The sequence below is a fragment of the Thermocatellispora tengchongensis genome, from assembly GCF_014202315.1.
Lineage (GTDB): Bacteria > Actinomycetota > Actinomycetes > Streptosporangiales > Streptosporangiaceae > Thermocatellispora > Thermocatellispora tengchongensis.
The window spans coordinates 76,403-102,855 of sequence record NZ_JACHGN010000025.1 but is presented as its reverse complement, the minus strand read 5'-3'; the positions used below and the strand labels follow the sequence as shown (position 1 = coordinate 102,855).

The 26,453-nt window shown below is 68.3% G+C and carries 31 protein-coding genes and 1 tRNA gene; 15 read left to right on the top strand and 17 right to left on the bottom strand.

What is annotated here, in order from left to right:
- Positions 1-6: 6 nt before the first annotated feature.
- Together HNP84_RS41875 and HNP84_RS41870 are read left to right on the top strand one after the other, a co-directional pair.
- Positions 7-498, top strand: coding sequence for a type III secretion system chaperone family protein (locus tag HNP84_RS41875; RefSeq protein WP_312926896.1), 492 nt, complete (start codon positions 7-9; stop codon positions 496-498).
- Between the two features lie 14 nt (positions 499-512).
- Positions 513-1,256, top strand: a complete 744-nt coding sequence (locus HNP84_RS41870) for a phosphoglyceromutase (RefSeq protein WP_185055636.1) — start codon at positions 513-515, stop codon at positions 1,254-1,256.
- A 22-nt stretch (positions 1,257-1,278) separates the two neighbouring features.
- Here the strand turns inward: HNP84_RS41870 and phoU are convergent, their stop codons facing one another.
- Complete coding sequence (gene phoU, locus HNP84_RS41865; protein ID WP_185055635.1) at positions 1,279-1,935, bottom strand: phosphate signaling complex protein PhoU; 657 nt, start codon at positions 1,933-1,935, stop codon at positions 1,279-1,281.
- 151 nt (positions 1,936-2,086) lie between these two features.
- Between phoU and HNP84_RS41860 the strand changes: the two genes are divergently transcribed.
- Both HNP84_RS41860 and HNP84_RS41855 read left to right on the top strand, forming a co-directional pair.
- Positions 2,087-3,271 (top strand): sensor histidine kinase, encoded by a 1,185-nt coding sequence (locus tag HNP84_RS41860; RefSeq protein ID WP_185055634.1) that lies wholly within the window; start codon positions 2,087-2,089, stop codon positions 3,269-3,271.
- Positions 3,268-3,957, top strand: coding sequence for a response regulator (locus HNP84_RS41855; protein WP_185055633.1), 690 nt, complete (start codon positions 3,268-3,270; stop codon positions 3,955-3,957). The genes HNP84_RS41860 and HNP84_RS41855 overlap by 4 nt, the downstream gene beginning before the upstream one ends.
- Positions 3,958-4,192: 235 nt before the next feature.
- Here HNP84_RS41855 and HNP84_RS41850 read toward each other — a convergent pair whose 3' ends face one another.
- Entirely contained in the window at positions 4,193-4,873 is a 681-nt protein-coding gene (locus HNP84_RS41850; RefSeq protein ID WP_185055632.1) for a copper chaperone PCu(A)C domain-containing protein, read from the bottom strand.
- Between the two features lie 533 nt (positions 4,874-5,406).
- Here HNP84_RS41850 and HNP84_RS41845 point away from each other — a divergent pair.
- From HNP84_RS41845 to HNP84_RS41830, 4 genes are all read left to right on the top strand, one after another.
- The gene (locus HNP84_RS41845; protein WP_185055631.1) at positions 5,407-5,889 is read left to right on the top strand and encodes a CarD family transcriptional regulator; all 483 of its coding nucleotides are present in this window, start codon (positions 5,407-5,409) and stop codon (positions 5,887-5,889) included.
- Positions 5,890-5,906: 17 nt separating this feature from the next.
- Positions 5,907-6,380 carry a 2-C-methyl-D-erythritol 2,4-cyclodiphosphate synthase gene (gene ispF, locus HNP84_RS41840; protein WP_185055630.1) on the top strand — a complete coding sequence of 158 codons (474 nt, stop codon included), beginning with the start codon at positions 5,907-5,909 and terminating at the stop codon, positions 6,378-6,380.
- A 296-nt stretch (positions 6,381-6,676) separates the two neighbouring features.
- On the top strand, positions 6,677-6,946 hold the full coding sequence (locus HNP84_RS41835; protein WP_185055629.1) for a GlsB/YeaQ/YmgE family stress response membrane protein: 270 nt from the start codon (positions 6,677-6,679) through the stop codon (positions 6,944-6,946).
- Positions 6,947-7,048: 102 nt separating this feature from the next.
- Positions 7,049-7,315 carry a GlsB/YeaQ/YmgE family stress response membrane protein gene (locus HNP84_RS41830; RefSeq protein WP_185055628.1) on the top strand — a complete coding sequence of 89 codons (267 nt, stop codon included), beginning with the start codon at positions 7,049-7,051 and terminating at the stop codon, positions 7,313-7,315.
- 761 nt (positions 7,316-8,076) lie between these two features.
- Here the strand turns inward: HNP84_RS41830 and HNP84_RS41825 are convergent.
- Positions 8,077-9,444, bottom strand: a complete 1,368-nt coding sequence (locus tag HNP84_RS41825) for a DUF2637 domain-containing protein (RefSeq protein WP_185055627.1) — start codon at positions 9,442-9,444, stop codon at positions 8,077-8,079.
- 220 nt (positions 9,445-9,664) lie between these two features.
- Between HNP84_RS41825 and cysS the strand changes: the two genes are divergently transcribed.
- The 3 genes from cysS to HNP84_RS41810 all read left to right on the top strand — a co-directional run bounded on the left by cysS (position 9,665) and on the right by HNP84_RS41810 (position 12,165).
- Entirely contained in the window at positions 9,665-11,062 is a 1,398-nt protein-coding gene (cysS, locus tag HNP84_RS41820) for a cysteine--tRNA ligase (RefSeq protein ID WP_185055626.1), read from the top strand.
- A 19-nt stretch (positions 11,063-11,081) separates the two neighbouring features.
- Positions 11,082-12,029 (top strand): 23S rRNA (guanosine(2251)-2'-O)-methyltransferase RlmB, encoded by a 948-nt coding sequence (gene rlmB / locus HNP84_RS41815; protein WP_185055625.1) that lies wholly within the window; start codon positions 11,082-11,084, stop codon positions 12,027-12,029.
- 63 nt (positions 12,030-12,092) lie between these two features.
- A tRNA-Thr gene (locus HNP84_RS41810) sits at positions 12,093-12,165 on the top strand.
- 907 nt (positions 12,166-13,072) lie between these two features.
- On the opposite strand, the gene HNP84_RS41805 is transcribed toward HNP84_RS41810, so the two are convergent.
- From HNP84_RS41805 to HNP84_RS41770, 8 genes are all read right to left on the bottom strand, one after another.
- A complete protein-coding gene (locus tag HNP84_RS41805) occupies positions 13,073-14,329 on the bottom strand; it encodes a site-specific integrase (protein ID WP_185055624.1) in 1,257 nt (418 codons plus the stop codon).
- A complete protein-coding gene (locus HNP84_RS41800) occupies positions 14,329-14,511 on the bottom strand; it encodes a helix-turn-helix transcriptional regulator (protein WP_185055623.1) in 183 nt (60 codons plus the stop codon). Before HNP84_RS41800 ends, HNP84_RS41805 begins: the two co-directional genes overlap by 1 nt.
- The gene (locus tag HNP84_RS41795; protein ID WP_185055622.1) at positions 14,508-15,872 is read right to left on the bottom strand and encodes a replication initiator; all 1,365 of its coding nucleotides are present in this window, start codon (positions 15,870-15,872) and stop codon (positions 14,508-14,510) included. The genes HNP84_RS41800 and HNP84_RS41795 overlap by 4 nt, the downstream gene beginning before the upstream one ends.
- Positions 15,873-16,080: 208 nt before the next feature.
- The gene (locus HNP84_RS41790) at positions 16,081-16,242 is read right to left on the bottom strand and encodes a hypothetical protein (RefSeq protein WP_185055621.1); all 162 of its coding nucleotides are present in this window, start codon (positions 16,240-16,242) and stop codon (positions 16,081-16,083) included.
- A 12-nt stretch (positions 16,243-16,254) separates the two neighbouring features.
- Positions 16,255-16,575, bottom strand: a complete 321-nt coding sequence (locus HNP84_RS41785; RefSeq protein WP_185055620.1) for a hypothetical protein — start codon at positions 16,573-16,575, stop codon at positions 16,255-16,257.
- A 19-nt stretch (positions 16,576-16,594) separates the two neighbouring features.
- A complete protein-coding gene (locus tag HNP84_RS41780; RefSeq protein WP_185055619.1) occupies positions 16,595-17,230 on the bottom strand; it encodes a DUF2637 domain-containing protein in 636 nt (211 codons plus the stop codon).
- A gap of 18 nt (positions 17,231-17,248) precedes the next feature.
- Complete coding sequence (locus HNP84_RS41775; RefSeq protein WP_185055618.1) at positions 17,249-18,589, bottom strand: FtsK/SpoIIIE domain-containing protein; 1,341 nt, start codon at positions 18,587-18,589, stop codon at positions 17,249-17,251.
- Positions 18,582-18,911, bottom strand: a complete 330-nt coding sequence (locus tag HNP84_RS41770) for an SCO3933 family regulatory protein (protein WP_185055617.1) — start codon at positions 18,909-18,911, stop codon at positions 18,582-18,584. The genes HNP84_RS41775 and HNP84_RS41770 overlap by 8 nt, the downstream gene beginning before the upstream one ends.
- A gap of 99 nt (positions 18,912-19,010) precedes the next feature.
- Between HNP84_RS41770 and HNP84_RS41765 the strand changes: the two genes are divergently transcribed.
- A complete protein-coding gene (locus HNP84_RS41765; protein WP_185055616.1) occupies positions 19,011-19,379 on the top strand; it encodes a GntR family transcriptional regulator in 369 nt (122 codons plus the stop codon).
- Here the strand turns inward: HNP84_RS41765 and HNP84_RS41760 are convergent.
- Complete coding sequence (locus tag HNP84_RS41760) at positions 19,339-19,515, bottom strand: hypothetical protein (protein ID WP_246519334.1); 177 nt, start codon at positions 19,513-19,515, stop codon at positions 19,339-19,341. The genes HNP84_RS41765 and HNP84_RS41760 overlap by 41 nt on opposite strands.
- A gap of 2 nt (positions 19,516-19,517) precedes the next feature.
- A complete protein-coding gene (locus HNP84_RS41755; RefSeq protein WP_185055615.1) occupies positions 19,518-19,703 on the bottom strand; it encodes a hypothetical protein in 186 nt (61 codons plus the stop codon).
- Between the two features lie 190 nt (positions 19,704-19,893).
- Between HNP84_RS41755 and HNP84_RS41750 the strand changes: the two genes are divergently transcribed.
- Together HNP84_RS41750 and HNP84_RS41745 are read left to right on the top strand one after the other, a co-directional pair.
- Entirely contained in the window at positions 19,894-20,589 is a 696-nt protein-coding gene (locus HNP84_RS41750) for an XRE family transcriptional regulator (RefSeq protein WP_312926889.1), read from the top strand.
- 2 nt (positions 20,590-20,591) lie between these two features.
- Complete coding sequence (locus HNP84_RS41745; protein ID WP_185055613.1) at positions 20,592-21,068, top strand: NUDIX hydrolase; 477 nt, start codon at positions 20,592-20,594, stop codon at positions 21,066-21,068.
- Here HNP84_RS41745 and HNP84_RS41740 read toward each other — a convergent pair.
- From HNP84_RS41740 to HNP84_RS41730, 3 genes are read right to left on the bottom strand one after another with little or no spacing between them, the layout of a single operon-like run.
- Positions 21,036-21,602 carry an HD domain-containing protein gene (locus tag HNP84_RS41740; protein ID WP_185055721.1) on the bottom strand — a complete coding sequence of 189 codons (567 nt, stop codon included), beginning with the start codon at positions 21,600-21,602 and terminating at the stop codon, positions 21,036-21,038. The genes HNP84_RS41745 and HNP84_RS41740 overlap by 33 nt on opposite strands.
- Positions 21,603-21,657: 55 nt before the next feature.
- Entirely contained in the window at positions 21,658-22,125 is a 468-nt protein-coding gene (locus tag HNP84_RS41735; RefSeq protein ID WP_185055612.1) for a GntR family transcriptional regulator, read from the bottom strand.
- On the bottom strand, positions 22,109-22,462 hold the full coding sequence (locus HNP84_RS41730; RefSeq protein ID WP_185055611.1) for an SH3 domain-containing protein: 354 nt from the start codon (positions 22,460-22,462) through the stop codon (positions 22,109-22,111). Before HNP84_RS41730 ends, HNP84_RS41735 begins: the two co-directional genes overlap by 17 nt.
- Before the next feature lie 144 nt (positions 22,463-22,606).
- On the opposite strand from HNP84_RS41730, the gene HNP84_RS41725 reads away from it, so the two are divergent.
- A complete protein-coding gene (locus tag HNP84_RS41725) occupies positions 22,607-23,335 on the top strand; it encodes an XRE family transcriptional regulator (RefSeq protein ID WP_185055610.1) in 729 nt (242 codons plus the stop codon).
- A gap of 225 nt (positions 23,336-23,560) precedes the next feature.
- On the opposite strand, the gene HNP84_RS41720 is transcribed toward HNP84_RS41725, so the two are convergent.
- Positions 23,561-26,161, bottom strand: a complete 2,601-nt coding sequence (locus HNP84_RS41720) for a tetratricopeptide repeat protein (protein WP_185055609.1) — start codon at positions 26,159-26,161, stop codon at positions 23,561-23,563.
- Positions 26,162-26,453: the final 292 nt, after the last annotated feature.

Below are 26,453 nucleotides of genomic sequence, written 5' to 3'. Positions count from 1 at the left end.
GGGCACGTGAGTGCCGCGGCGGATGTGGTGGAGGCGGCGCTGAAGAGCGCCGAGGTCGACTACGAGCAGCCCAGGCCGGGAGCCTTCCTGGCCCGCCTGCCCGGACAGCACAAGCTGGCCACCATGACCTGGCTCATCGTCGGCGACCGCGTGCTGCACATCGAGGCGTTCTTCTGCCGGCAGCCCGACGAGAACCACGCCGAGTTCTACCGCTGGCTGCTGACCAGGAACGGCTCCATGTACGGCGTGCGCTTCGCGCTCGACTCCGTGGGTGACGTCTACCTCGTGGGCCGGCTCCCGCTGGCGGCGGTCTCGGAGGAGGAGATCGACCGCCTGCTCGGCTGCGTGCTCACCTACTCCGACGAGTCCTTCGACAAGGCGCTCGAACTCGGCTTCGCGTCCTCGATCCGGCGCGAGTGGGACTGGCGGGTCAAACGCGGCGAGTCGCTGGCCAACCTGCGGGCTTTCGCCCGTTTCGCCGATCCGGAAAACCGCTGAGTAGGCTACGCGGCATGGCGACTTTGGTGCTGTTGCGGCATGGCGAGAGCGAGTGGAACGCGAAGGGGCTGTTCACCGGCTGGGTGGACGTCGGCCTCTCCCCCACCGGCGAGACCGAGGCGCGGCGCGGCGGGCGGCTGCTCCTCGACACGGGCCTGCGGCCCGACGTGGTGCACACCAGCCTGCTGACCCGGGCGATCCAGACTGCCAACCTCGCGCTGGAGGCCGCGGGGCTGCTCTGGCTCCCCGTACGCCGCTCGTGGCGGCTCAACGAGCGCCACTACGGCGCGCTCCAGGGCAAGAACAAGGCGCAGACGCGCGAGGAGTTCGGCGACGAGCAGTTCATGCTCTGGCGCAGGTCGTACGACGTGCCGCCGCCGCCGATCGCCGACGACGACGAGTACAGCCAGGCCGCCGACCCGCGCTACGCGCTGCTGCCCCCGGAGCTGCGCCCGCGCACCGAGTGCCTGAAGGACGTCGTGCAGCGCATGCTGCCCTACTGGTACGACTCGATCGTGCCCGACCTGTCGGCCGGCCGCACGGTGCTCGTCGTGGCCCACGGCAACTCGCTGCGCGCGCTGGTCAAGCACCTCGACGGGATCAGCGACGAAGCCATCGCCAAGCTGAACATCCCGACCGGCATCCCGCTGCGCTACGAGCTCGACGAGAACTTCACGCCGCTGGTCAAGGGCGGCGAGTACCTCGACCCCGAGGCGGCCGAGGCCGCCATCCAGGCCGTGGCCAACCAGGGCCGGTAGCCCGCGACCCCGACCGGCGGGTTCAGGACGTCAGGTCCTGGACCCGCGACCCGGTCACCAGGTAGACGACGTCACGGGCCACGCTGACGGCGTGGTCGGCGTACCGCTCGTAGTAGCGGCCGATGAGCGTGACGTCGATCGCCTGCTCCGTGCCGTACTTGGAGTCCTTGGCCAGCAGCACCCGGAACAGCCTGCGGTGCAGCTTGTCCATCGCGTCGTCGTCGTGCTCCAGCTCCAGCGCCGCCTCGGCGTCGCGCGCGGCGATGCAGCTTCCGGCCTTCGTCACCAGCCGCTCGGCGATCTGGCCCATCTCCAGGATCGTGGAGCGCAGCTCCGGCGGGATCGCGGAGTCGGGGTGGCGCAGCCGCGTGATCTTGGCCACGTGCTCGGCCAGGTCGCCCATGCGCTCCAGGTCGTTGCCCATGCGCAGCGCCGTGATCACCATGCGCAGGTCCACCGCGACCGGCTGCTGCCTGGCCATCAGCTCGAAGATCGAGGTCTCGATCTCGGCGTGGATCTGGTTGACTTCCTCATCACGGGAGATCACGCTCTCGGCGAGCTGGAGATCGGCGTCCAGCAGTGCGGTGGTCGCCCTGGAGATCGCCGACCGCACCAGCCTGGTCATCTCGACGAGACGGTCTGTGAGCGAATCCAGCTCTTCGTGAAAGGCGTCGCGCATGTCCGTTACCGTACGCGCGTCCTAATGAACGAACTCCAACCGGTAAGTGAACTTTGCGGGAAACGCCGTGGTCAACCGCTTGCCGGGAGTCGTGGCACAAGGTAACCCCACCTACCATCGTGGGTGTGAACGGGCAGGGCATGGAGGTTCCATGAGCGAACTACTGGCCAGTCTCGCGGCCCTCGCCGGGTTCGTCGTCGGAGCGCTCGCCGTGCTCGCCGTGCGCAACCACAGCGAGGGCAGGCGCGACGCCAGGCCCACCGAGGAGGCGGAGGTGAACACGCTCCCTCCGGGCGTCGCCTCCGTGCTGGCCGTGCTGCCGTCCTCGGCGGTGGTCCTGGACCGCAACGACCGCGTGCTGCGCGCCAGCTCCGCCGCGCGCGCGTTCGGGCTGGTCAAGGGCGACCACCTGATGGCGGCCGAGCTGCTGGCGCTGGCCAGGCAGGTGCGCAGGGACGGCGAGATCCGCGAGAGCGAGTTCGAGGTGGCCGGACACAAGTTCGGCCAGGAGGCCACCAGCTTCGGCGTGCGCGTGGCGCCCCTCGGCTCGCACGGCCAGGTGCTGGTGCTCGCCGAGGACCAGACCGAGCGGCGCCGGGTGGAGGCCGTGCGCCGCGACTTCGTGGCCAACGTCAGCCACGAGCTGAAGACCCCCGTCGGCGCGCTCAGCCTGCTCGCCGAGACCATCCAGGACGCGGCCGACGACCCCGAGGCCGTCACCCGCTTCGCGGGCCGCATGCAGCACGAGGCCGCGCGGCTGACCTACCTGGTGCAGGACCTGATCACCCTGTCGCGCATCCAGGGCGGCGAGCCGATCCCCACCCCCGGCCCCGTGCCCGTGGACGAGATCGTGCACGAGGCCATCGACCGCTGCAACACCAGGGCGGCGGCCAAGGACATCACCCTCGTCGCGGGCGGCACCGAGGGCCTGCGCGTGTGGGGCGACGACGACCTGCTGGTCACCGCGCTGCGCAACCTGATCGACAACGCGGTCGCCTACAGCCCCGAGCACACGCGGGTCGTGGTCAGCGCCAGGCCCGCCGGCGACTCCGTCGAGATCAGCGTCAGCGACCAGGGCATCGGCATCCCCGAGAGCGCGCAGGAGCGCATCTTCGAGCGCTTCTTCCGCGTCGACGCCGCCCGTTCGCGGGCCACCGGTGGCACCGGCCTCGGCCTCGCCATCGTCAAACACGTGTCGGTCGCCCACGGCGGCGAGGTGACCGTCTGGAGCAAGGAGGGCTCCGGGTCCACGTTCACCCTCAAGCTGCCGGCGTTCGGCGGCACGGCCTACGCAGTACCCAGCACATCCACGACCCCCATGGAGGCCGCACAGTGACCCGCGTACTCGTCGTCGAGGACGAGGAGTCGTTCTCCGACGCGCTGTCGTACATGCTGCGCAAGGAGGGGTTCGAGGTCGCGGTCGCGGCCACGGGCCCCGAGGCGCTCGACACCTTCGACCGCAACGGCGCCGATCTCGTGCTCCTCGACCTCATGCTCCCCGGTCTGCCCGGCACCGAGGTGTGCCGTTCGCTGCGCCAGCGTTCCAAGGTGCCGGTCATCATGCTGACCGCCAAGGACAGCGAGATCGACAAGGTGGTCGGCCTGGAGCTGGGGGCCGACGACTACGTCACCAAGCCGTTCTCCTCCAGGGAGCTGGTCGCCCGCATCCGCGCGGTGCTCCGCCGCCAGGGCGACGTGGAGGAGCTGGAGTCGGCGGTCCTGGCCGCCGGGCCGGTCCGCATGGACGTCGATCGCCACATCGTGGCCGTGCGCGGCAAGCAGGTCCAGCTCCCGCTGAAGGAGTTCGAGCTGCTGGAGGTGCTGCTCCGCAACGCCGGGCGGGTGCTCACCCGGGGCCAGCTCATCGACCGCGTGTGGGGCGCCGACTACGTCGGCGACACCAAGACCCTGGACGTCCACGTCAAGCGGCTGCGCGCCAAGGTCGAGTCCGACCCCAGCAGCCCCCGCTGCATCCTCACCGTGCGCGGGCTGGGCTACAAGTTCGACCCCGTGGAGGACTGACCCCCTGTACGCGGATGCGCGCACCTGGATCTCCAGGTGCGCGCATCGTCGTTTTCAGTCGTTTTCACGGACCCGCGTCGTTGTCTCTGTCTCCACGGGCCCGCGTCGTGTTCGCGGGCCCGTGGGGGCCGTCGGACCTTTCACGGACCCGTACGGGCCCTTTGCTCGCGGGTCTTTCGCGGACCCCGTACGGGCCTTTGGCGGGTCCGTGGGGGCCGTTCGGACGCGGGGACGGTCAGCCGTGCCCGGCGGCGGCCTCCGAGGCCGTCGGCGTGGCCGTGGGAGCGCCCGGAGTGGCCTCCGCGCCCGGCGTACCGGTGGGCGTCGGGGTGACGGTCGCGCCCGGGGTGGCCGTGGCGTCGGGGGCGGCCGGGGTGGCGGTCGGCGCGACCGAGGCCGGCGGGTAGGTGCTGAACTCGCGGGTGCGCGGGATCACCGGGACCGACACCGGGATCACCCCGGCGTTGCTGAACTGCAGGTTGATCGTGACGTACTCGCCGCCGGAGAGCGGCTTGGCCAGCGACTCGACGGTCACCGAGGCCGCCTGGGCCCCGCTGCTCGGCGCCTGGCCGGTGCTGACCATCTGGTTGTTCGGCAGCGTGATCGGCGAGGCGATCTTGACCGTGCCGACGCCGTCGGCCGTGGCGCCCACGAGCTGGTCGGGGTTCCGGTTGGAGTTCAGGATCGAGATGTACAGCGGCGCGGCACCGCCCTGGGGCAGCGTGGCGCCCTGCTCCGGCCCCAGGAGGAAGGCCCGGGATATGTGGATCCCCTTGGCCGCGGTCACCCGGGCCTCGGTCGGGGAGTACGGCTTGCTGAGGTTGGCGTCGAATCCGGTGGCACAACCGGCCAGGACCGGGACGGCCACGATGAACGCGGTGGCGGCGATCGCCCAGCGACGGCTGGTGCGGGTCACGGTTCGAATCTCCTTGTCGGGCGGGCCGGGCTTGCCTGCGGGCCCGCGTGTGGCACGGTAGCGGTGTCGCGCGGCAGCGCGACCGATGATGCGGAAGGTGTGGCGCGGAAGCTGCGAGGGTAGTGCAGGGGCAACTTTATCCATCGCCGTCGCCGCTCCTCGCCCGCACCCCGCGGTTGGCGGAGTGGTGGGAGGAGCCGCCGGCGCCCTTGTGCCCCGTACCCCCGATACCGTCCCGGGGAGGCGGTGAAACGGTCCCGCCGCGCCCGGATACACGATCACCTGGAACGTTCCCCGAAGCCGCGAACGATGATCGTCCGCGGTCTCCGCGGGGCCGGGTTTCCGGCTCCGGCAATGCTCCGACATGCCGCGCCAGCGCAGGTCATCCGCTATGTAATGGCCCGCGCTTCACATAGTCGAGCGTTTGTCAAGCCCTAAAATGCCGCCTTGACCTGCAGTTATGGGGATTTCACTGTTCCGGGAGCCTGTGGATGCGTGGTACCCTGGAGTACAGCGGAAGGGGTACTTGTCACATGACTTTCCAGGTCGGCGACACTGTCGTCTACCCCCACCATGGGGCTGCTCGCATCGAAGCCATCACAACCCGGACCATCAAGGGTGCGGAAAAGACCTACCTCGTACTGAAGGTTGACAAGGGCGACCTTACCGTGCAGGTGCCGGCTGAGAACGCTGAGCTCGTCGGCGTGCGCGACGTGGTCGGCCAGGAAGGCCTTGAGCGCGTCTTCGACGTCCTCCGCATGCCGCACACGGAGGAACCCACCAACTGGTCTCGTCGCTACAAGGCGAACCTGGAGAAGCTTGCGTCCGGCGACGTCAACAAGGTCGCCGAGGTCGTGCGTGACCTCTGGCGGCGCGACAAGGAGCGTGGTCTGTCCGCCGGTGAGAAGCGGATGCTGGCCAAGGCGCGCCAGATCCTGGTCAGCGAGCTGGCCCTCGCCGAGAAGACCAACGAGGACAAGGCCGAGGCCCTGCTCGACGAGGTCCTCAACTCCTGAACACGACATTGCCACGGGTGGGCGTCGGAGTCGACGTCCACCCGTTCGCATCAGCCGATGACGGCGTACGGGAGCTGTATCTCGCCGGCCTGCACTGGCCCGGCGAGACCGGCCTGTCCGGCCACTCCGACGGCGACGTGGCGGCCCACGCCGCCTGTGACGCCCTGCTCTCGGCCGCCGGGCTCGGCGACCTCGGCGCGCTGTTCGGCACCGCCGACCCGCGCTGGAAGGGCGCGTCCGGCGCCGCCCTGCTCGAGGAGACCGCCCGCCAGGTGCGCGCGGCCGGCTTCGAGATCGGCAACGTGGCGATCCAGGTGATCGGCAACCGGCCCAAGCTCGCCCCGCGCCGCGCGGAGGCCGAGAAGGCCCTTGGGGCGGCCGTGGGCGCCCCGGTGAGCGTCAGCGCCACGACCACCGACGGTCTGGGCCTGACGGGCCGTGGCGAGGGCGTGGCGGCCGTGGCGACCGCCCTGGTGATCGCCCGCGCGTGACCCCGGGTTGCTCCCGCGATCCCATCTGACTATGATCTTGACGGAATGTCCGGCCTGTGACGCAAGCATTCCGTCAAGACGGCGTCAACCTCGCGTAGAGCGCGGGCGTCTCATTATCGGGATGCCGTTCATGGTCTCCCGGCGGGCGGCGCGGATGCCCGCCGACACCGGACAGCGGGCGGGGGTCCGTCATCTGGCGCGGTACGGACCACCGCCCGCTTTTCGCGCGTTATGCCACCGAAAATGGGTATCTTCCCTGGTCGATAGACCATGTCGGCATAACGGGGGAGCTGGACATGATCGGAACCATCATCTGGGCGATTGTCATCGGAGCCGTGATCGGCGCGCTCGCCCGCCTCATCGTTCCCGGCCGCCAGAACATGAGCTGGGCCCTTACGCTCATCGTGGGCATCGTGGCCGCCCTGATCGGCACTCTCATCGCCCAGGCGTTCGGCGTCGCCACCACGGCGGGCGTGGACTGGATCGAGCTCCTCATGCAGGTGGTGCTCGCCGTCATCGGAGTCCTCATCGTGACCAGGGTCATGGCGGGCAGAGGCCGGGCATAACGCCCCTCACCTGCGTCTTCACGACTCGTCCGGTTATCGGGTAAAAATCGGGTAGCGGCACTCCCGTGAGAGTGAACGTCTCACCCTCACGGGGAGGTTGATATGACCATCGAGTCCATTCTCGGCGCCATCGTGATCGGGGCCGTCATCGGCGCAATCGGTCGCCTGCTGCTTCCCGGTAGGCAGGCGATCGGATGGATCCTCACAATCGTCGTCGGAATCGTGGCCGCACTGGTCGGCACGCTCATCGCCCAGGGGATCGGCGTTGAGACGACACCCGGTATCGACTGGATCGAGCTGGTCATGCAGGTCGTACTCGCCGTCGTGGGCGTCGGCATCGTCGCCGGCCTGAGGCGGTCGCGCGTGTAGCTCGCATCCCCCGCACAACCGGCCCCCGGGGCGACCACCGCCCGGGGGCCGACCCATGCCCACCCCATGGCGGGACGGACTGGTCCGCCCCGGGAGGGCCGGCCGGCTGGCGCCGGTGCCGGGAGCGCTCCGGAGAGGGCCGTCAGGGGCGGGTGGGGCTGGGAGGGCCGGTCTGGGGGCCCGGCGCGCCGGTCAGATCCGGAAAGGGCCGGAGAACGATCCGTGCCCGGAAGGCCGGGCCGGTGCCGGGGGAGTGCTCGAAGGCGCCCGTCAGGGCCGGGAAGGGCCGTGAAGGCCCAGCCGAGGCCGGGGTGGCCGGGGGAGACCTGTCGGGGCCGCGAGGGCACGTGACGGCCGGGAATTGCCCGAACCCCGGCCTGCCCGCCCTCCTGGTCACCGTGTGGCTCGGGGCGAAGGGCGGCTATCGCGTCCCGCGCCTCCGTGCCGGCGTCTGCTGCGGGCCGCGGCCCAGCAGACGCACGCGCCGCGCCGGGGGCCGGTGCACTACGAGGAGTGGCGCCGGGCGCCGCCGTGGGAGCGCCGGCCAGGGCGGAGAGCGCCCGTCGGCGGGGAGCGCCCGTCGGCGGGGAACGCCCGTCGGCCGGGAACGCCCGTCGAGCAGGGGGCGCCCGGCGGCTGAAGGGATGCCCTTGCCCTGAGGGCTGGGACCAGGCCCGCAGGCCGTGGTGGTCTCCGCGCCGCGGGATGCCCCCGCCCGTGGGCTGGGACACCCCTCGGAGCGCGGGGAACGCCGGTCGGTGTCAGTCGTCCTCTGCGCGGTCGTCCCGGGTGTCGTCCGCGTCCTCGGGAGGCCGCGGGGTGCTCCGCATCCGCCCGGACGGCGGCGCCTCGTGCGCCGCGGATTCATGCGCGGCGGCCTCGGCGCGGGGCGTACGGGGGGACGAGCCGGCCGGGATCGTCGGATGCGGCTCGGTCGGCACGTCCGCCTCGCCAACTTCGCCCACCTTGCCCACTTCGTCCTCCACCGCGCCTTCCGTCGCATCGGCGGCGGCGTCGCGCGCAGAGGTCGTGGCACGCGGCTGGTCGCCGAACGTGCGCAGCGGCTGGGTGTCCTGGTCCCGCTCGGAGATCTCGATACCGGCGCCCTCGCCCTCGCCGCCGCCCTCGTCGCCGGAGGCGCGCCGCGGGCCCTCAGAGCCCCAGGGAGCGTCCGTACGGACCTCCGCCACGTCCCACGTCTCCACCCGCTCGCCCAGCGGGTGAGCGGCGTCCTGGGCCGCCCCGGCGGGCTCGGGACGGGGGTGCACCAGCACGTCGCCCTTGGGCCGCCGCGGGGATTCGCGGATGATGTCGCCCCACCGCAGCTCCATGTCGGGCTGCCGCGGCGGCAGCGGGCGCGGCGCGGCGGCAACGCGCTCCTCGGCCGCCGCCGTACGCTCCTGCGGCTCCTGAGGCTCCGGCGTCCCCTGGCGCTCGAAGGACGGCACGACGGGCGCGGCCGGCGCGGCGACGGCCGGCGCGCTCACGTGCGCGGCAGGGACCGTAGTCGGCACCCCGGAGACAGCAGAGCCAGCGGGGACAGCCGGGACAGTGGAGGCGGCAGGGACGGCGGCCCCGGCCGGAGGCCCGGCGAATGGGACGATGTCATGGCCCCCCGTCGCCGGAAGCGCGCGGTCGGCGGACTCGCGCCGGGCCTGGGCGTGCTTGATCATCAGCAGCCACAGCCACAGTGCCAGTGCCAGCATCGCCCAGGGCACCGCGGCGATCAGGATCGCGGCCTGGCGCAGGTCCATCACCGCCCGCATGGCGCCCGCGACGTCCACCGCCACCGCGGCGGCGAGCAGCAGGACGAGCACGGCGCCCGCCTGGAGGCGTACCAGAACCCTGCCGGTGCGCAGCAGCAGGACGCTGATCAGCGCGACCGCGAGCAGGGCGTCGAACCCGGCCGGGTACAGGTAGGCGAGGTTCGGGTCGGCCTCGCCCCTGATGGCCAGGTCGCGGAGGTCGTCGAACGAGAGCACGCAGGCGACACCGCCCAGGGCGGCCACGCCGACCCCGGACAGGGCGATGCCGATCCGGCGCAGCGTCAGCGACGCGCCGCCGGCAGGGCGGGCGGATGCGGACGGGCGGGAGGAGAGACCTGCCGCCCCGGGGGAAGTGACGTCCATGGCCCTTCGAGCCTACAGAAGCCCTCTCACCCGATCGTGTCGCAGACTGTTACGGGCCGATCCCAATGGTGCGCCCGCGCACCAGTGAGGCATTCCGCCACGCCGCCGGGAGCGCCGGGATCGATCCCGAACCCGTGGTCGCGCGAGGTGGGCGCCGAGTCTCGATTTCAACGTGCCGCAACGCGGCTTGTGAGGCGGGGTGAGGCGTTAGCCTTGCGTCGTGAGCCTGCACATCTACGACACCAGCAAGCGGACGGTTCGCGAATTCGTTCCGGTCGAACCCGGCCGGGTCTCGATCTACCTGTGTGGGGCCACCGTGCAGGCTCCGCCGCATATCGGGCACATCCGGTCGGGGGTCAACTTCGACGTCCTGCGGCGGTGGCTTACGCGGTCCGGGTACGACGTCACCTTCTGCCGGAACGTCACCGACATCGACGACAAGATCATCAGGGTGGCCGCCGAGGAGGGCGTGCCCTGGTTCGTCGTCGCCGAGCGCAACCAGCGCGCGTTCACCTGGGCGTACCAGATGCTCGGGTGCCTGCCGCCCACGGTCGAGCCCCGCGCGACCGGCCACGTGCCGGAGATGATCGAGCTGATGAAGCGGCTGATCGAGCGCGGCCACGCGTACGCCGCGGGGGGCGACGTCTACTTCGACGTGGTCTCCTACGCCGACCGCTACGGCTCGCTGTCCAACCAGCGGCTGGAGAACATGCGCGCGGCCGGCGACACCGAGTCCGACGGCGCCAAGCGCGACCCGCGCGACTTCGCCCTGTGGAAGGGCGCCAAGCCGGGTGAGCCCACCTGGCCCACCCCGTGGGGGCCGGGGCGTCCGGGCTGGCACCTGGAGTGCTCGGCGATGGCGACCAAGTACCTCGGGCCGACCTTCGACATCCACGGCGGCGGCATCGACCTGATCTTCCCGCACCACGAGAACGAGCTGACCCAGTCGCAGGCGGCCGGCGACGGCTTCGCCCGCTACTGGATGCACAACGCCCTGCTCACGATGAGCGGCGAGAAGATGAGCAAGTCGCTGGGCAACTCGCTGCTGATCCCCGAGATGCTGAAGAAGGTCCGGCCGGTCGAGCTGCGCTACTACCTCGCCTCGCCGCACTACCGCAGCGTCATCGAGTACTCCGAGGAGGCGCTGCAGGAGGCGGCGGCGGCGTACCGGCGGATCGAGGGCTTCGTCACCCGGGCGGCCGAGGTGATCCACGACGTCGACGCGCACGCGCCGCTGCCGCAGCCGTTCGTCGACGCGCTCAACGACGACCTCGGCGTGCCCCAGGCGCTCGCCGTGGTGCACGAGGTGGTCCGCGAGGGCAACGTGGCGCTGGCCCAGGGCAACAAGGAGCAGGTCGCCCGGCTGCTCGCCGAGACGCAGAACATGCTCGACGTGCTCGGCCTCGACCCGCGCTCGGAGCAGTGGCGGTCCTCCGGCGACGACTCCGGCCTGCGCCAGATCGTCGATGCTTTGGTGGCGGTGGCCCTGGAGCAGCGGCAGGCGGCGCGCGCCCGCAAGGACTACACCGCCGCCGACGCGATCCGCGACCAGCTCGCCGCCGCCGGCATCATCGTCGAGGACACCCCCAAGGGGCCGCGGTGGGAAGTGGCCCGCTGAAGCCCTTAGGCTGATGCCCATGGCTGCAGGGGGTAGTAAGGGGTCCGGACGCCCCGCGAAGAAGAAGAGTCCGACCAAGGGCACCGGCGGTCACCGCCGCCGGGGCCTGGAGGGCAAGGGCGCGACCCCTCCTGCCCACATGCGGCACTGGTACAAGGAGCGGCAGGCCGGCGCCCGTCCCCAGCAGACGGGCACGGCCACGGCCGCCAGGCGCCCGCGCCGCGACGACGCCCCCGAGGTGATCGGCGGACGCAACCCGGTGGTCGAGGCCCTGCGCGCGGGCGTCCCCGCCAACGCCCTGTACGTCGCGCAGCGGATCGACAACGACGACCGGGTCCGCGAGGCCATCAAACTGGCCGCCGAGCGGGGAATCGCCCTCCTGGAGGTCACCCGCGACAAGCTCGACCGCCTGACCGAGGCCACCGTCCACCAGGGCCTGGCGCTCCAGCTCCCGCCGTACGAGTACGCCCACCCCGACGACCTGGTGACCGCGGCCAGAGACGCCGCCGAGATCCCCCTGATCGTCGCCCTCGACGGCGTGACCGACCCGCGCAACCTCGGCGCCATCGCCCGCAGCGCCACCGCCTTCGGCGCCCACGGCCTCCTGGTCCCCTCCCGCCGCTCGGCCGGCGTGACGGCCGGCGCCTGGAAGACCTCCGCCGGCACCCTGGCCACCCTGCCCGTCGCCCGCGCCGCCAACCTGACCGCCGCCCTACGCGAATACCGCGAGGCGGGCCTGTTCGTCATCGGCCTGGACGGCGACGCGTCCACAGACCTCGCCGACGCCACCGTCATCACCGAACCCCTGGTGGTCGTGGTCGGCTCCGAGGGCAAGGGCCTGTCCCGCCTGGTCCGCGACACCTGCGACCAGATCGTCCGCATCCCCATGCGCGCCGCCGCCGAATCCCTCAACGCCGGCGTAGCCGCAGGCATCGCCCTCTACGAAATCTCCCGCCGCCGCACCTAGCCTGAACGGCCCGCTAACTCGGGGTGACGATGAACGCCCCGCCCGACTACACTGTTAGCCCCCGCCGACGTAGCTCAATCGGCAGAGCAGCTGTCTTGTAAACAGCAGGTCAGGGGTTCGATTCCCCTCGTCGGCTCCCAGGTGAAAGGCCCTTCCCGGTGATCGGGAGGGGCCTTTTGGATCTTGTACAGCAGCAAAGTACAGCAACGGGACGCAGTGGCTGCTTGTCGAAGAGGGTGATGCCGCGTCTCTTGAGCCACGCCGGGTTGGGTGCGACGCCAAGTCCCGCCCTCTGCGTTCATGGCGCGGGCGTTGACCTACAGGGTCAGTCTGCCCTGTAGCTCGCCGTTCTTGCCGCCACTGCTATTCCGCTCAATCCCTGGTTCAACAGCAGAATTTGGAGTACTCACCACAGGGCCTGAGGAGTAGATTGCAGCGCTGTGGCACCCAAGCACCTGAAGTTACTGTATGCACTGACCGTAACTGTTGCGATTCTCGTGATCGTGGTGACGGTCCAGGCCATTATGCTACGTCAGCACTCTGCCTCGATGGTTGCCCTCCAAGAGCAGAAGGCCATTCCTGGACCTTCCGGACCGCCAGGACCGCCGGGGCCTCGAGGTCCGCGAGGCCCACGAGGGCCCGCCGCTTCGCCCACATCGCAACCTGCGGCTCAGGGGTCGGTACGGCAGCGATCAGGGCCGCGGCGATCATCAGAAACCTCTCGGCGGACTCTCTATGAGGCCCAGGCATACTGCCAGAAGCTGACAGACCAGGCGTATCCACCGCCGACCGGCGATCCGCTAGAGGCGCAAACCGATATAGGAGAAATATATGCATCTGGGATGCGTATCAAGTTCTACGATGAGTGCATGGCGGATCAGGGGTATCCCCAAGCATGACGCCGACCGCTCATTGCGGCTGATTGAGGTCGCCCGCTCACCTGGGGGCATTTTTCAGACAGGCCATAATTCCGTACCGCGTACAGGTCTTAAAGACAGTGGGTTCCTCGGCCGGCCTTTTAGTGTGCTTCCATGGCTTACCGTTCATTCATCCGGCTCGGGGATCCGGCCGCGGCCGAGACGTTCGCCGAGTCGACGGAGAGCCTTGCGGGTCTCCTCGGTGGAGACTTCGCTGTAGACGTTCATGGTGACGGAGATCTGGCTGTGGCGGAGGATCTGCATGGCCACGCGCGGGTGGACGTCGAGGGCGACGAGGAGCGAGGCGCAGGTCTTGCGGGTGGCGTGGACGTTGATCTCGCGGACGCCGGCCTTGTGGCAGGCGGCCTTGAAGCTGCGGACGAAGTTCGACGGCTCGATGGGCTTGCCGCTGGCCGTGGTGAAGACGAGGCCAGTGTCCTGCCAGCCATCTCCGGCCTTCTCGCGGGTTGCTTCGTGGGCTGTATGCCGGTCTCGGAGCGCGGCGGCGGCGATGGAGGGCAGGGGGAGCGTCGCATCGGAGTCGTGCGTCTTGGTCTGGCGGTGAAGCAGGCGGTTGCGGACCCGCTGGATCTGCCAGCCGATCGCCATCTCCTCGGCGTCGAGGTCGACGTCCGCCCAGCGGAGGCCGAGCGCTTCACCAAGGCGCAGGCCGAGAACGAGGACCAGGACGTAGGCCGCGTACATCGGATCACGCCGGTCGTGTGCCGACTCCAGGAACCGGCGGGCCTCCTCGACGGTCCACGGCTTGATCTTCTTCCGTCGCGGGAGTGGAATCTTGACGTTCGCCGCCACGTTGCGGGAGATGATCTCCTCGCGGACGGCGTTCTCCAGGGCGGACCGCAGCGTCATGTGGGCGTTGCGGATCGTGCCGCCAGAGGGCTGCTGCTTGCAGCACTTCCCGACCGCGCAGCAGTGGCGCCGCTTCTTCGGATCGCTGTGCTTCTCGGGTCGCTTGGCATCCTTGCCTTGCATGCAGCACTGGCAGGCCGTACGGATCTTGTTCAGCCAGCCCTGAACGTCGCGGACCGTCAGCTTGTCCAGCCGCTTCTTGCCGAGCTCCGGTGTGATGTAGAGCCGGACGAACATCTCGTAGAGGGCGGCGGTCTTGGGGGCGAGGTTGGGCTCCACGACCTCGCGCAGCCAGCGCTCCAGGTAGGCGGCGACGGTCTCCGACTTGGTGACCACGGGCCCCTTGCGCGCCTGCTCGTGGAGCTTGAGCCACTTCTCGTGGGTCTCCTCGCGCGTCTTGCCGTACGCCCACTTGCGGGTCTTGGTGCCGTCCGGCGTGGTGACCCAGACATAAGCCGCGTAGCCGTTCCGATACGGGAAGATCGAGCCCTCGTTGTTCGCTCGCTTGGGCATCAGGCGACCTCCTCGCAGAGCCGGGTCACATAGGCGTCGAGAGCGTCGGCCGGGATACGGCGGCAGCGTTCGCTGACGAGGATCGAGGTGATCTGGCCGGAGCGGATGAGGTTGTAGAGGGTCCAGCGGCTGACCTTGAGACGGGCCATCGCTTCGGGCACGGTGAGGAGTTCGGCGCTCATACGGGCCTCCTCAGCGGTGTGCCGGTCAGAGCGGCGGCGAGGAGCTGGTCTCCGGCAGAGTGGCCCTTGCCCGCGTAGGTCCATTCGCTGATGACGAGAACGGTGTCCTCGTCGAAGAGCGGGAGGCGGCCAAGGGTGATCTCGCGGGCGTGGGTTTCGCGGGCGGCGCGAAGGTCGCCGAGGGTGGGGCCGTAGTGACGGGAGCGAGTGGAGAAGTGGCCGCGGAAGCCGAGCATGTGCGCCCACTCGGTGAGCCGCAGGTCGGCCAGCTCCTCGATGGCGCCCAGGCGAAGACATTCGCGGATCAGCCGCTTGGCGTGGTCGCGCAGGTTGTAGGCGTCAAGGTTGTCGAGCGGGTTGATGCGGCGATCCAAGGTGCCGACGCATTCGGCGGCCTTGGTGGCGTACTTGGCGATGTAGCCGGCGACGGCCTGCTCGGTGAGGTCGCCGTGCAGGGTGATGGGGCGGATGTCGAGCTGGCTGCCCCACTTGAGCAGGCGGGCGGGCTGGTCGTCGTAGGCGGGGACCAGGGCGCTGACGACGCGGGCGGCGTGCCGTACGGCCTGCTCCAGCGTTTCGGCGGTGGCCCAGGCCGGGGGCGGCAGGTCAGGGCCGCCGGGGCCGTCCAGGCGCAGGACGGCGTGGAGGTGGACGACGCCGCGCCGCTGGTATTCGGCGACCTTGGCGAAGGACACGGTCAGGTGGTGCGGGAGGTCCTTGAGCGTCAGGCCGCCGAGCTTGGCCAGGTGGCGGCGCAGGGAGTCGGCGAAGCGTTTCCACAGGGTGGGGGCGAGCGCGTTGAACAGCACCGAGCCGGTGTAGTCATAGCAGTCCGGGCACAGCGGTTCGCCCAGGCGAGGGTCGTCTTTGCTGTGGCGTTCGGTGCAGGACAGGGCGCGGCCGTGCGGACAAGTAGGCGCGTTGCGATGGGCGTGGCAGGGCAGCGTCTTGCCGTTCTGATCGCGGCGGGTGTGGACGGCGCCGAACGATGGGGCGGTCAGGGTGACGAACAGCGTCGGGTGCGTGGTGACCGTCTCGGGGATGCCCTTGCCGCCGACCAGGCCGGCGCGGATGAGGTGGTAGGTGTCGGCGCGGTAGACCTCGGCGCAGGCAGGGCAGCGGGAGGCACGACGGGTCTTGCAGGGCAGGCGCAGGACGCCGTTGGGTTCGGTGCGGGTGGTGTAGCGGTGGAGCAGGGCGCCGGTGGCGGCGTCGTAGTGTTCGACCTTGCCGCGCAGGTGGATGGGCTGGCGGCAGCCGCCGGTGCGGTGGATCTGGGCGGCCCACCGGTCGAAGTCGGGGGCGTTGAGCCGAGAGATCAGCCCAGTGAGGGCGTGCGGATTGGTGGTAGAAACGGGCATGATGGGGTCCTCCTTTCACTCGTTCGGGTGGAGGGATGGCCCCCGACCTGGCGGTTGTCTTGGCGGATGTACGGCCAGGCCGGGGGCGCCGCGCGTTAGGCGCCGTGGTTGTCGATGCCGCTGCCGTGGCAGTCGCGGCAGGTCTGGCGGTCGTTGTCGAGGCCGGTGCCGTTGCAGGTGCAGCAGGCGAACTTGACGAGCATGGCGATCACCTCCTGTCGCGGGGTTCGGTGGTGAGGTAGATGCGCCAGTGGCGGGGCTTGGCGCGGTCGGGATAGACCCGGGAGACGTCGGAGACGGTGAAGGCCAGGCGCAGCCGGTACAGGGCGTCCACGATCTCGGCGCGGGTGCCGTCGAGTCGGATTCGCATGATCGGTTCCTCCTATTCGGGGTCGATGCAGCCGCTATAGGTGTTCTCGGCGGCGTAGCGGGCGCGGGCGGCGGCCATGATCGCAACGGCCTTGTACTCAACCGGGCCGAAGCGGATGGAGGTGCTGTAGTGGCCGTGCGGGATCTCCTCCATGTTGATCATTGAGCCGAGCTGGGCGGCGATCTGGTCGATCTCGTTGCGGAGCGCCGTGTCGTCGGTGTGCCTGGCGAAGTGGTGGATGGTGAGGCTGTTCGCGATAGGGATCTTTGGGTTGGTCTCCAGGAAGGCGGCCAGGTCACGCAGCCCGGTGATGAGCGCGGAGCGGTCAGACATCGGTGTTCTCCCTTCTTGGTCAGGCGGTGTGCAGGGTGTGGAGCAGGTCGGCGGCGAGTTGGTTGGACACACCCAGCCGGGCGCGGAGAGCGTCGCGGGTGATGGGCGTGCCGTGCTTGGCGTGATGTTCGGCGGCGATGCGGCGGGCGTAGTCCAGCAGTGCCGGGGCGGGACCGCGCTCGCGGTCGTGAAGGTCCGGGACGGGGACGAGGTCAGCGGGTACGGCAGCGCCGACCGGTTCGGTGGCCGACGTCGGGGACGGTTCGGGACGAGGCGCGGTCGCGCGGCGTTCCAACATCGACACGGCGATGAGGAACGCGCCCGCCGGGGTCGCGGCGGTGATCCAGCCCCACACGGTCGGCGCGGCTTGGGCCAGGTTGGCGGCCAGGGACAGGACGACGCCGCCAGCCAGGACGAGCACCGGCCACGAGACGAGGCCGCGCCGTACCCGCCCGGTCATCTTGTCCCGCTGCCGCTCCCGGGCCGCCATGACACAGGTCAGATCGATGCAGACGGCCACCGCCCAGGACATCCAACCGGTCTGGCCGTGCTCGGCGGCCGTGTCGCGGATGTGGGTGAAGGATCCGGCACCCGCGATGACGGCCAGGACCGCGACCGGTCCGGTGTCCAGCAGCCAGCAGGCCAAACGTCGCATCGTTCCCCTCCTCTCGGCTCAGGCGTCCAGCAGTTCGGGCAGGTCGGCGTCGGTGCCGGTCAGGTGGGCGGTGATCTCGTCCCAGGACGGGGCGAGGTGGGCGTACGTGCGGGCGGCGTGTTCGGCGGTGGCCTCGCTGACGTAGAAGGAGCGGGCGCGGTACCACTGGCCGTCTTGACCGGCGACGATCGCGACGCCGGGCGTTTCGGCGGGGATGGCGCGGGCGGAGACGAGCGCGGTCGGGTCGAGGTCGCCGAGGGTCATGGTGGCGGTTTCGGGGTCGTTGACCCGGTGGCAGATGCGGCCGGAGCACTGGGCGCGCAGGGCGGTGACGCCGGGGCCGAGGTCGGAGCCGATGCGCTGGCCGCAGCAGAACAGGTAGATGCCGAAGGCCCGGCCGAGCTGGGCCACCCGCAGCAGCGCCGTGGAGGTGCGGGCGATCTCGTCTTTCTCGCTCTTGTCGGCCATCAGGTACAGCTCGGCCAGCTCATCGACCAGGACCACGATCGGGACCGGCCGCAGCGCGGGCGGGAGTTGCCAGATGTTGCGGGCGCCGGCCTGGCGGCACACTCCCATGCGGTCGACCATGAGGGCGACCAGGTCATCGAGCAGCGTCAGCGACTCGGCCCGCGAGGTGGCCAGGGCAGACAGCCGCGGGCTGTAGGGGGTGAACTCCACGCCGCCCTTGAGGTCGAAGCCCACCAGCGCCACCGGCTGCGGCGCCAGGCCGACGATGAGCGCGTTGGCCAGGTTGGACTTGCCGCTCTGTGTCGCGCCCGCATTCAGCCAGTGCGGCACAGTGCGGAAGTCGATGATCCACGGCTTGCCGGTCTCCAGCCGCCCGACAGTGACCCTCAGCAACTCCGGCGACGGCGGGAAGTGGTCGACCTTGACCAGCGGGTCGCGGATGGTCGCCTGAAGCACCACCCGCCCCGGCCGGGGGGAGGAGACCCGGACTGCGTGCACGCCCCAGGAGTGCGCGAGGCGTTCGGCCGCGTCGGCGTAGTCGCCCGGCGTTTGGCCCTCCAGCGTGTGCAGGGTGACGCGCCAGCCGTACCGGGTCGGCAGCGGCAGCCACATAAACGGCTTGGTGTCGACGGCGACCCGCTGGAAACGGCGCTTGACGCGGACGATGCCGGTGGAGGCGATCGCGCCCGGGACGGTGGTGAACCACCAGCGTTGCCGCTTCTTGGTCAGCCCGCAGCCCAGCGCCACGCGCCGCCAGGAGGCGCGCACCGAGACGGCGGTGATCGGGTAGCCGACCAGGTACCAGAAGGACGGGTAGTGCCAGCGGCGCCAGGCCCACAGCCCGGCCGCCGTGGCGGCCAGGACTGCGGACCAGACGGAGGCGTCAGACATCGGCCGCCTCCCGCGCCGGGAGCAGGGCGGAGGCGCGGTAGGAGATGCCCCACCGGCCGGCCATCTCCCAGACGTAGCCGAGCAGGCCGACCGGGCTGAGCTGGTCGCCGGCCTTGACGGGTGGTTCCCCGGTGGTGGCGATCTTGACGAGTTCGATCCGGCCGAACTCGTCCTCCACGCTGGCGGTGACCTCGTAGACGGTGTTGCCGTTCTTGTCGGTCTTGATCTCGCCGGTGTCGCGGTTGAGGACGCGCGGGGCCGGGGCCTTGACGCAGGTGATCGTGAGCTTGGACGTGTCGACAGGGATCGGGACGGTACGCATAGGTGATGACCTCCTTATTCGTCGTAGCCAACATAGTTAACTTAGTTACCTCAGTTGTCAACGTTGGCGTGGCTGTCTTGGTGTGGTGAGATTGGGCCGATGGTCAAGCACACCGGGCGACCCGCCTACCTCCAGATCGCCGACGATCTGCGCGCCCAGATCCGCGGCGGCGCCCTCGCGCCCGGCGACCCGCTGCCGTCCACCGCCCAGCTCGCCGAGCAGTACGACGCCTCACTCAGCGTGGTGAAGATGGCCGTGGGCATCCTGCGCAACGAGGGCCTGGTCGTCGGCCAGCAGGGCAAGGGTGTCTTCGTGCGTGACCAGGCCGAGGCAGCCCCCGCCGCCGACCTGGCCGGTGAGGTGGCCGAGCTGCGCTCCGCCGTGCAAGAGCTGGCGGTACGGCTGGCGAAGGTCGAAGAGCAGTTGGCTACGTCCACGACACGCCCCGGCTCACGTAGCAGCCGGTGACCCGGCGCGCCAGACCGTCTCGCAGCTGCCCGCCCCGGCTCATCGCCCGGTCGTTGCGGTGGATGCTCACCACCAGGGCCACGAAGCCGACCAGAACGGTGAGGGCGAGGACGGCGGCGACAATCAGCGGGATCATGGTCAGACCTCCCGAGCCCTGCCGCGGATGCGCGGGCCGCGCGGAGGGCGCCGGGTCTCACGACGCCGCTTGCCGTTCTGCCGCTTGAGGTAGAGCTCGCGGGACCGGCACTTGCGGCAGCGGGTCTGTCCCTTGCCGAGCCGTGCGCCGCACTCGCACGCGGGGGCCGGGTAGATCTCGTTCGTCATGGTGATCGTCTCCTCTCGGTCCGGGATTTCGTGCTGGCGAACCGAGAATGCGACGCAGAGTCAGGACGAGATCACTACACGACGGGACATGTTCAAGACGTCCGGCCTACGATGGTCAAGTCCCCGGACGTCCCTGTGGGCAGGTGAGATGGCGAACGAGCGGCTACGCGCGGCCTTGTTGGAGAAGGGCGTGAGCATCGCCGAACTGGCCGAGGCGATTGAGGTCGATCCCAAGACCGTCGAGCGGTGGATCACCCAGGGCCGGCAGCCGTACCGAAGACACCGGTTTGCCACGGCGTCCTTCCTCGGCGTGGACGAGACGTACCTGTGGCCGCAGGCTCTGAGCCGGGAGCAGGTCATCGCCGCATCCGAGAGCGAAGTCGTGACGATCTATCCCCACCGATGGATCATGCCGAGGGACACCTGGGGACGTCTGTTCAGCGAGGCGACGCAGAACATCGACATCCTCGTCTACGTCGGGATGTTCCTGGCCGAAGACGCCGGCATCATCCGCCTGCTGAAGGACAAGGCCGCCGCCGGGGTACGGCTGCGCGTCCTCCTGGGCGATCCCGAGTCACCGGTCGTGATCCAGCGCAGCGCCGATGAGGGAATCGGCGAGCAGGCCATCGCCGCGAAGATCAGAAACGTGATGGCCCTGTACGCGCCGCTGAGCGAGGTCGGCGAGTTCCGGATGCACGGGACGGTGCTGTACAACTCCATCTACCGGGCTGATGACCAGGTGCTCGTCAACACGCACGTGTACGGTGAGCTGGCCGCCAACGCCCCGGTCCTTCATCTGAGACGAGTGGCCGGCGGCGACATGGTCACCACCTACCTCAGCAGCTTCGAGAAGGTGTGGGCCGGAGCGCGGCCGATACAGTTCTGACCATGGCCACGCGGATCGACTTCCACGACGACCCGAACGCGCCTGCGCCCAACAGCATGGTGCCCTCGGTCAACGCCCTGGTCACCAACGAGGCCGGGGACGTGCTGATGATCCGCCGCACCGACAACGACAACTGGGCGCTCCCGGGCGGCGCCATCGATCTGGGCGAGTCCGCCCCCCAGGCGGCGATCCGCGAAACCCTGGAGGAGACGGGGATCCAGTGTGAGATCACCGGGTTGGTCGGCATCTACACCGACCCTCGGCATGTGATCCTCTACACGTCCAACGGCGAGGCCCGCCAGGAGTTCTCCATCGTCCTGACCGCGCGTGCTGTCGGCGGCGAGCTGACGCCGAGCACCGAGTCGCGCGAGGTCCGCTGGGTTCCCCGGGACGAGGTCCTGTCGCTGACGATGGACCGCGCTATGCGGATGCGGATCGAGCACTACCTAGCCGGTACCGGCCTGCCGTACATCGGATAGAGCGGCTTCCACCGCGCGCACGGCGGCCATGATGCGCGGTGTCGACACGGTCATGGACCGGCTCACCAGGTGATCGGGGCCGTAGCGGGCATGGATCTCCGCCAGGCGTTCGGTCGCGGTGAGGCGCTGACCGTCGGGGCCGGTGGTGATGTCGCAGTAGGTCAGCGCGTCCATCAGGTCAGGACGCTCCTCGCCGAACTCGGTCGTCAGGGCGTCGAACAGGTTCCGGTTGCGTGCTTCGTTGACCGCGCAGGTGTGATGGGCGACCAGGCGGCACAGGCGAGCGTCCGCCTTGACGACGTCGCGCAGGTAGCGTGCGCCATCCAGCGGGTGGAACCCCGTGTCGACCAGGCCGGGCGCATACCCGATGTCGTGCAGATAGGCCGCGGCGATCAGGATGTCGGCGTCGTCCCCGAGGATCGGAGCCAGGCTTTCGGCCTGCGCGGCGACGCCTTGGACGTGCGCCCACCGGCGCGGCAGGGTCGTCTCCAGCAGGTCTCTGGCGAGGTCACGCGCCCATTCAGCTTGTCCCATGCTGTCCACGATTGCGTGCCGTACCGGCGCGGATCCAGGGGCAGGCATGGACGTCTCAGGACGTCTCATCCCAACACCGCACGAACCGGCCGCGTCCGTGCTCGGCCACGATCAGGCCCTCCCCCTGGAGTACGGCGAGCGCCTGCCGCACGGTGTTGCGCGAGGCGGCATAGCGCTCCCGGAGTTCGGCCTCGCTCGGCACGGCCGCGCCGGGCGCGATCTCGCCTACTTCGATCTGGGCGCGCAGATCGTCGGCGATCTGCCGGTACCGGTACGGCGTGGCCTCACCGCCGGCCACGATCCGTCCCTTGGCGGGGATGGTGACGATCAGCCCCTCGCCTTCCAGGACGGCCAGGCCGCGCCGGGCGGTGTTGCGGGCGATGCCGAACTCGGCGCACAGCTCCGCCTCGGACGGCAGGACGCTTCCGGGCGGGTAGACGCCCTCGGTGATCCGCCTGCGCAGCCGGTCGGCGATCTGGGAGTAAACCCGCCAGCCGGTCACGATCTCACGGACGGTACGCATCGACGATCTTGCTCAGGTCGATGCCGAGTTCGCCTTGCTCGCCCTCGCGCCAGCCGTCGCGTGCCGCTTGGGTGATGCGGTCGGCCGCGTCTGGGAGGCGCAGGAACGACACCCGCTCGTCGTGCTGGTCTCCCCAGTAGAACCAGCAGAACGGCAGATGTACGAAGATCCGGCGGGACCGGCATCGGCTGTCGGTGACGTCCAGCGCGGGACGTCCGTCCTCGGTCACGATGAGGACCGCCGGAACGTCCCGGGCGGTGAGCTCCTTGCGCAGGTTGGTCAACAGGGCCTGCTGATAGGCCCGCTGCTGCTCGCGGACGACCTGACTGCTCCGCATGTGCATGCTCCTTGACCCTCGGAAGTGTGGCGTGTGTTCGAGAGTCGCTTTTTGCTGTCGGCCGGAACACCGCAACTAAGGGACGTCTAGGGACGTCTCATGTTAACGTCACTGGCGGGGCCGGTTTCCCGAGAGGAGCACGCGGTGAACGACAACCTCCGGTACGCGCTGGCCGCCGCCCGGCTGCACCCTAACGACGTCGCCGCCGCCTTGGCCGTCGACCCCAAGACGGTGCACCGCTGGCTCAAGGGCCGCGTGCCGTATCCGCGACACCGGTGGGCGGTGGCGGACCTTCTCCAGGTGGACGAGGCGGACCTGTGGCCGGAGGTCGCGCGACGGCACCGGTCCTACAGCGACGAAGTGCAGGCCGTGTATCCGCATCGCTGGGCCGTCCCGCACGCCGTCTGGCGCGACCTGTTCCAGAGCGCGACCACCGAAATCGGCATCCTTGCCTACAGCGCGCTCTTCCTGGCCGAAGACGCCGGCCTGCTCCGCATCCTCACCAGCCGCGCCCGCGCAGGCGTCAAACTCCGCATCCTCCTCGGCGACCCCGACAGCACCGAGGTAGCCACCCGAGGCACGGAGGAACACATCGGATCGGAGGTCATGGCCGCCAGGATCACCAACGCCCTCGCGCTCTACCAACCTCTCTGCGACGAACCGGGGGTCGAGGTCCGGCTACACGGGACGGTGCTCTACAACTCTATCTACCGGGCGGACGACCAGTTCCTCGTCAACGTCCATGCCTACGGCGTTCCAGCCGCTCACGCTCCCGTCATGCATCTCCGGAGAGCCGAGGACGACGGCACCGTGGTCACCTACCTGCACAGCTTCGAGCGCGTCTGGGCCAGCGCCAAGCCGTACTGGCCATAGCCGAAGCGATCACAAGCCGATCGTGAAAGCAACTTCTCTACACGTCATCAAGGCCGTGCCGCCTGCGGCGGCCTGCCGCGTGTCGGGCGGTCGCTGGCCGCGCTGCGGCTCTCCGGCCGGTCGCGGCCACCGCCGCCCACACACTAAAAGCGAGCGCAGTGCTGACTCGGCAGATAGGCCTCTCGCCGCTCATGCCGTTCTAGCGAATAGAACCGTTACTGCATGTCAACCAGATGAGTGAAGTTCACGACGAATCTCCTCTAGCGCTGATGCCGCGTCAGTGTAGCCAGCGTCCTCGTAAGCTGCTGCGGATAGCGAAAAGTAACGATCAGCGGCAGCAAGGTCACCCAAAACTCGGGCCAAATGACCGTATTCCATCAGGGCCTCGCCCTCCAGGCGTTTGTCCGCCAGTTCTTGAGCTGCGGTTAGGGCGCTTCTCAAGAAAGGCTTTGCCTCAGAGATATTCCCCTTTCGAGCGAGGGCGCGACCGAGGCCCAGTTCCGCACACGCCTCTCCATGGCGATCGTATGCTTTCTTGTAGAACATCATCCCTAGCTTGAAGGCCTGGACAGCATCGGTGAGATGTCCTATTGCAGTAAGAGCAAGTCCCAGGTTGGTGTAGCCGGATCCTGTGTTCCCGTGGTCTCGCGACGCATGATGAAAAGGGAGTGCTTGCTGGAGTGTTTGCACTGCTAAGTCGTTGCGGCCGGCTTCGCGATAAGCCATGCCGAGATTGGTCAACGCAGCTGCAATACCATGATCTTCGCCCACGGCGAAAGCATAGCTGACTGCCTGCTGCAGAGTGGGGATAGCTGCCGCAGGTCCTTCTAAGCCGCGCTGGACGGCGCTAAGACTAATCAAGGGACCTGCCACAAGCTTTCTATAGCCACGACGTTCCGCAATCGCCACCGCTTTAAGAAGCTTTTGTCTAGCCTCGGCGAGCCGGTTCGCTGCAGTCAGTGCGAGACCGAGATTGTTCAAGGCCCGGCATTGGCGTTCCACATCTTTCAGCTGCTTCGCGGCGTCTAGTGCTCGCTCTCCAACGTAGACAGCCCGATCAGCTTGACGCGTTCTACCTAGGTATTCGACTAGATTCATCGCTATCAAATAAGCATTTTCAGTTCCATCTTCTCCGAGAGCGAAGCCCCGCTCAATGAGCTCAGTTAGAGTGCTTAATTCCTGGCCAAACCACGAAATAGCGTCCTGTGCATTGGCGAAAGCTTTGGCCCTATGCTCCTCTCCTCTGTCCGGACGTAGTTGCCAGTTGGCGTTCTGGACATGTTCAACAAACAGATCCATGAGAGAGGCAGTGGCAGCACTCCTCTTCTCCGGAGATACGTCCTCCAGCTGCTCTTCCGCGAAGGCGTAAACGAGGTCGTGCATGCGCCATCTCTCAGGCGCTCCAGCCGGCTCGATGAGAAGGGTTTCTGCTAGCCTACGGAGGTTTTGGCGGGCAGTCCTCTGGTCGGACTGCCATACCGTGGCCGCCGAACTCAAAGCGAATTCGGGACTGGGTATTATGGCGAGGGATGTAAAATCGTGCCGACGATCTTGCGGAAGTCGTGCATATGAGGTTATGAGTGCGGCTCGTACTGCCAGATCCCCGTGCTGAAGAACATCGAGTGCTGAACGTCGTTCCGCAAGCTCTGCATTGAGGTCAGCTATCGACAGGTGCGGGTCTTCGGCAAGAATACCGGCTGATATTCTTAGTGCGAGTGGTAGGTTGCCGCACAAATTCGATAGCCTGATGACTTCAGGATCGGTGGTATTGACAGTCCGCTTGGCCGAAGTGGCCTCAAGCGCACCTTCCAGTAGAGTCGCAGATTCCGTAGGTGCGAGCTCTGGAATTAGCAGATGATAAGCATCGACGAAGTAGCTGAGCTTTTCTCGTGAAGTAACTAGCGCTTTGTGAGGAGGCGATGATGGGATGAGGTCGACTACTTGGGAAGGGTCGGCAACATTGTCGAACACGACAAGAACGGGCTTATTTGTCTCAGCAAGCATATGCAAGGTTAAATGATATAGCGCCGCTTGCTCGCCATGGCGGTCTGGAATATCTGCTGAGTCCAACCCAAGCGCCATCAGCAAAGTGCGATAAGCGTCACGCGCTTGGCCCCTTCGCGAGGATGTTGCGAAGCCGTGCATATCGATGAAAATTACACCGCCGGGAAAGGCGTTAATGGCGTCAGCTGCGCTGACCTGTGCCAAGGCCGTCTTTCCCGTTCCGGCGATGCCAGAAATTATGGCGCAGGTGTAAGCATCTTCGTGTAGAAAGTCGTGAAGGATTTGACGTGCTTCCATCCGACCGACAAATCTTTGGTTGTTTGATGAAGCTGCTTGTAGGCGCCTCGCAATCAATGGCCGACTAGCTCTATGCCAGTTAGCGCAAAACTCTATCGCGTGAGAGATGAAGTTGCTGGCATTAGTCCGAGTCAATTGCCGTTCAGGGACTCTCGCTACCTTAATCGCGCTGCTCAACGTTTCGGTAGCTAGATACTCGCTGATGTTTACCCAGTATGCGACTTCCTCGTCGACGTCGTAGACCACCCCAAAAATGGGTACGTTGCAATTCTTCCAAAACTCCAGATGGTCGCCAACCGGGATTCGATATCCGTCGCTCCGTTTATAGCTCGGACCGCTCTTAACCTGAATGAGAATCAAATCTCCGGTGCGGGAGTCGTTTTCGACGAGGTTGACATACAAATCCTCTCCGAAATCATTGGAGGACGATGTCTCCTGCACAATTTGATTTATCGAATCTAGGGTCGTTCGCACATAATTTACGCCAGCACGTTCCGTAGCACGCGTCGCCTTGACGTTCCCCATGGCCACCTCCGCTGGCGCGAGCTCAAACTAACTGCAATGGTCTGATCGCCTACTATGAGACAGATCTTGAGCCCGCCTCTGCGAAAGCCTATGTGATCGAGGCCCGGCAGGTAAGCTCTATCTCCGGGCGGGTTCCCGTTGTCTGAAGCGGGCTGAGGCCGTGACGATCGCGGACTTCGGCCCTCGCCGTATGGGCTGGGGCGATCGCCGGCAAGGCCCTCCTCCGTCGGGCCTTGCCACCGGGTGACCATGGCTGGGGTGACAGCAGCACTGACAGCAACGTCCCCGCCCA

Excerpts from the sequence above, each read along its gene's own strand:
- HNP84_RS41785 (WP_185055620.1), bottom strand. The coding sequence starts at position 16,575 with ATGTCTGACCGCTCCGCGCTCATCACCGGGCTGCGTGACCTGGCCGCC.
- HNP84_RS41755 (WP_185055615.1), bottom strand. The coding sequence starts at position 19,703 with ATGACGAACGAGATCTACCCGGCCCCCGCGTGCGAGTGCGGCGCACGG.
- HNP84_RS41765 (WP_185055616.1), top strand. The coding sequence starts at position 19,011 with ATGGTCAAGCACACCGGGCGACCCGCCTACCTCCAGATCGCCGACGAT.
- HNP84_RS41860 (WP_185055634.1), top strand. The coding sequence starts at position 2,087 with ATGAGCGAACTACTGGCCAGTCTCGCGGCCCTCGCCGGGTTCGTCGTC.
- HNP84_RS41825 (WP_185055627.1), bottom strand. The coding sequence starts at position 9,444 with ATGGACGTCACTTCCCCCGGGGCGGCAGGTCTCTCCTCCCGCCCGTCC.
- phoU (WP_185055635.1), bottom strand. The coding sequence starts at position 1,935 with ATGCGCGACGCCTTTCACGAAGAGCTGGATTCGCTCACAGACCGTCTC.
- HNP84_RS41795 (WP_185055622.1), bottom strand. The coding sequence starts at position 15,872 with ATGCCCGTTTCTACCACCAATCCGCACGCCCTCACTGGGCTGATCTCT.
- HNP84_RS41730 (WP_185055611.1), bottom strand. The coding sequence starts at position 22,462 with ATGCGGAGCAGTCAGGTCGTCCGCGAGCAGCAGCGGGCCTATCAGCAG.
- HNP84_RS41870 (WP_185055636.1), top strand. The coding sequence starts at position 513 with ATGGCGACTTTGGTGCTGTTGCGGCATGGCGAGAGCGAGTGGAACGCG.
- HNP84_RS41745 (WP_185055613.1), top strand. The coding sequence starts at position 20,592 with ATGGCCACGCGGATCGACTTCCACGACGACCCGAACGCGCCTGCGCCC.
- HNP84_RS41720 (WP_185055609.1), bottom strand. The coding sequence starts at position 26,161 with ATGGGGAACGTCAAGGCGACGCGTGCTACGGAACGTGCTGGCGTAAAT.
- HNP84_RS41835 (WP_185055629.1), top strand. The coding sequence starts at position 6,677 with ATGATCGGAACCATCATCTGGGCGATTGTCATCGGAGCCGTGATCGGC.
- HNP84_RS41790 (WP_185055621.1), bottom strand. The coding sequence starts at position 16,242 with ATGCGAATCCGACTCGACGGCACCCGCGCCGAGATCGTGGACGCCCTG.
- HNP84_RS41805 (WP_185055624.1), bottom strand. The coding sequence starts at position 14,329 with ATGCCCAAGCGAGCGAACAACGAGGGCTCGATCTTCCCGTATCGGAAC.
- HNP84_RS41830 (WP_185055628.1), top strand. The coding sequence starts at position 7,049 with ATGACCATCGAGTCCATTCTCGGCGCCATCGTGATCGGGGCCGTCATC.
- HNP84_RS41780 (WP_185055619.1), bottom strand. The coding sequence starts at position 17,230 with ATGCGACGTTTGGCCTGCTGGCTGCTGGACACCGGACCGGTCGCGGTC.
- HNP84_RS41770 (WP_185055617.1), bottom strand. The coding sequence starts at position 18,911 with ATGCGTACCGTCCCGATCCCTGTCGACACGTCCAAGCTCACGATCACC.
- HNP84_RS41760 (WP_246519334.1), bottom strand. The coding sequence starts at position 19,515 with ATGATCCCGCTGATTGTCGCCGCCGTCCTCGCCCTCACCGTTCTGGTC.
- HNP84_RS41845 (WP_185055631.1), top strand. The coding sequence starts at position 5,407 with ATGACTTTCCAGGTCGGCGACACTGTCGTCTACCCCCACCATGGGGCT.
- rlmB (WP_185055625.1), top strand. The coding sequence starts at position 11,082 with ATGGCTGCAGGGGGTAGTAAGGGGTCCGGACGCCCCGCGAAGAAGAAG.
- HNP84_RS41735 (WP_185055612.1), bottom strand. The coding sequence starts at position 22,125 with ATGCGTACCGTCCGTGAGATCGTGACCGGCTGGCGGGTTTACTCCCAG.
- HNP84_RS41775 (WP_185055618.1), bottom strand. The coding sequence starts at position 18,589 with ATGTCTGACGCCTCCGTCTGGTCCGCAGTCCTGGCCGCCACGGCGGCC.
- HNP84_RS41740 (WP_185055721.1), bottom strand. The coding sequence starts at position 21,602 with ATGGGACAAGCTGAATGGGCGCGTGACCTCGCCAGAGACCTGCTGGAG.
- HNP84_RS41800 (WP_185055623.1), bottom strand. The coding sequence starts at position 14,511 with ATGAGCGCCGAACTCCTCACCGTGCCCGAAGCGATGGCCCGTCTCAAG.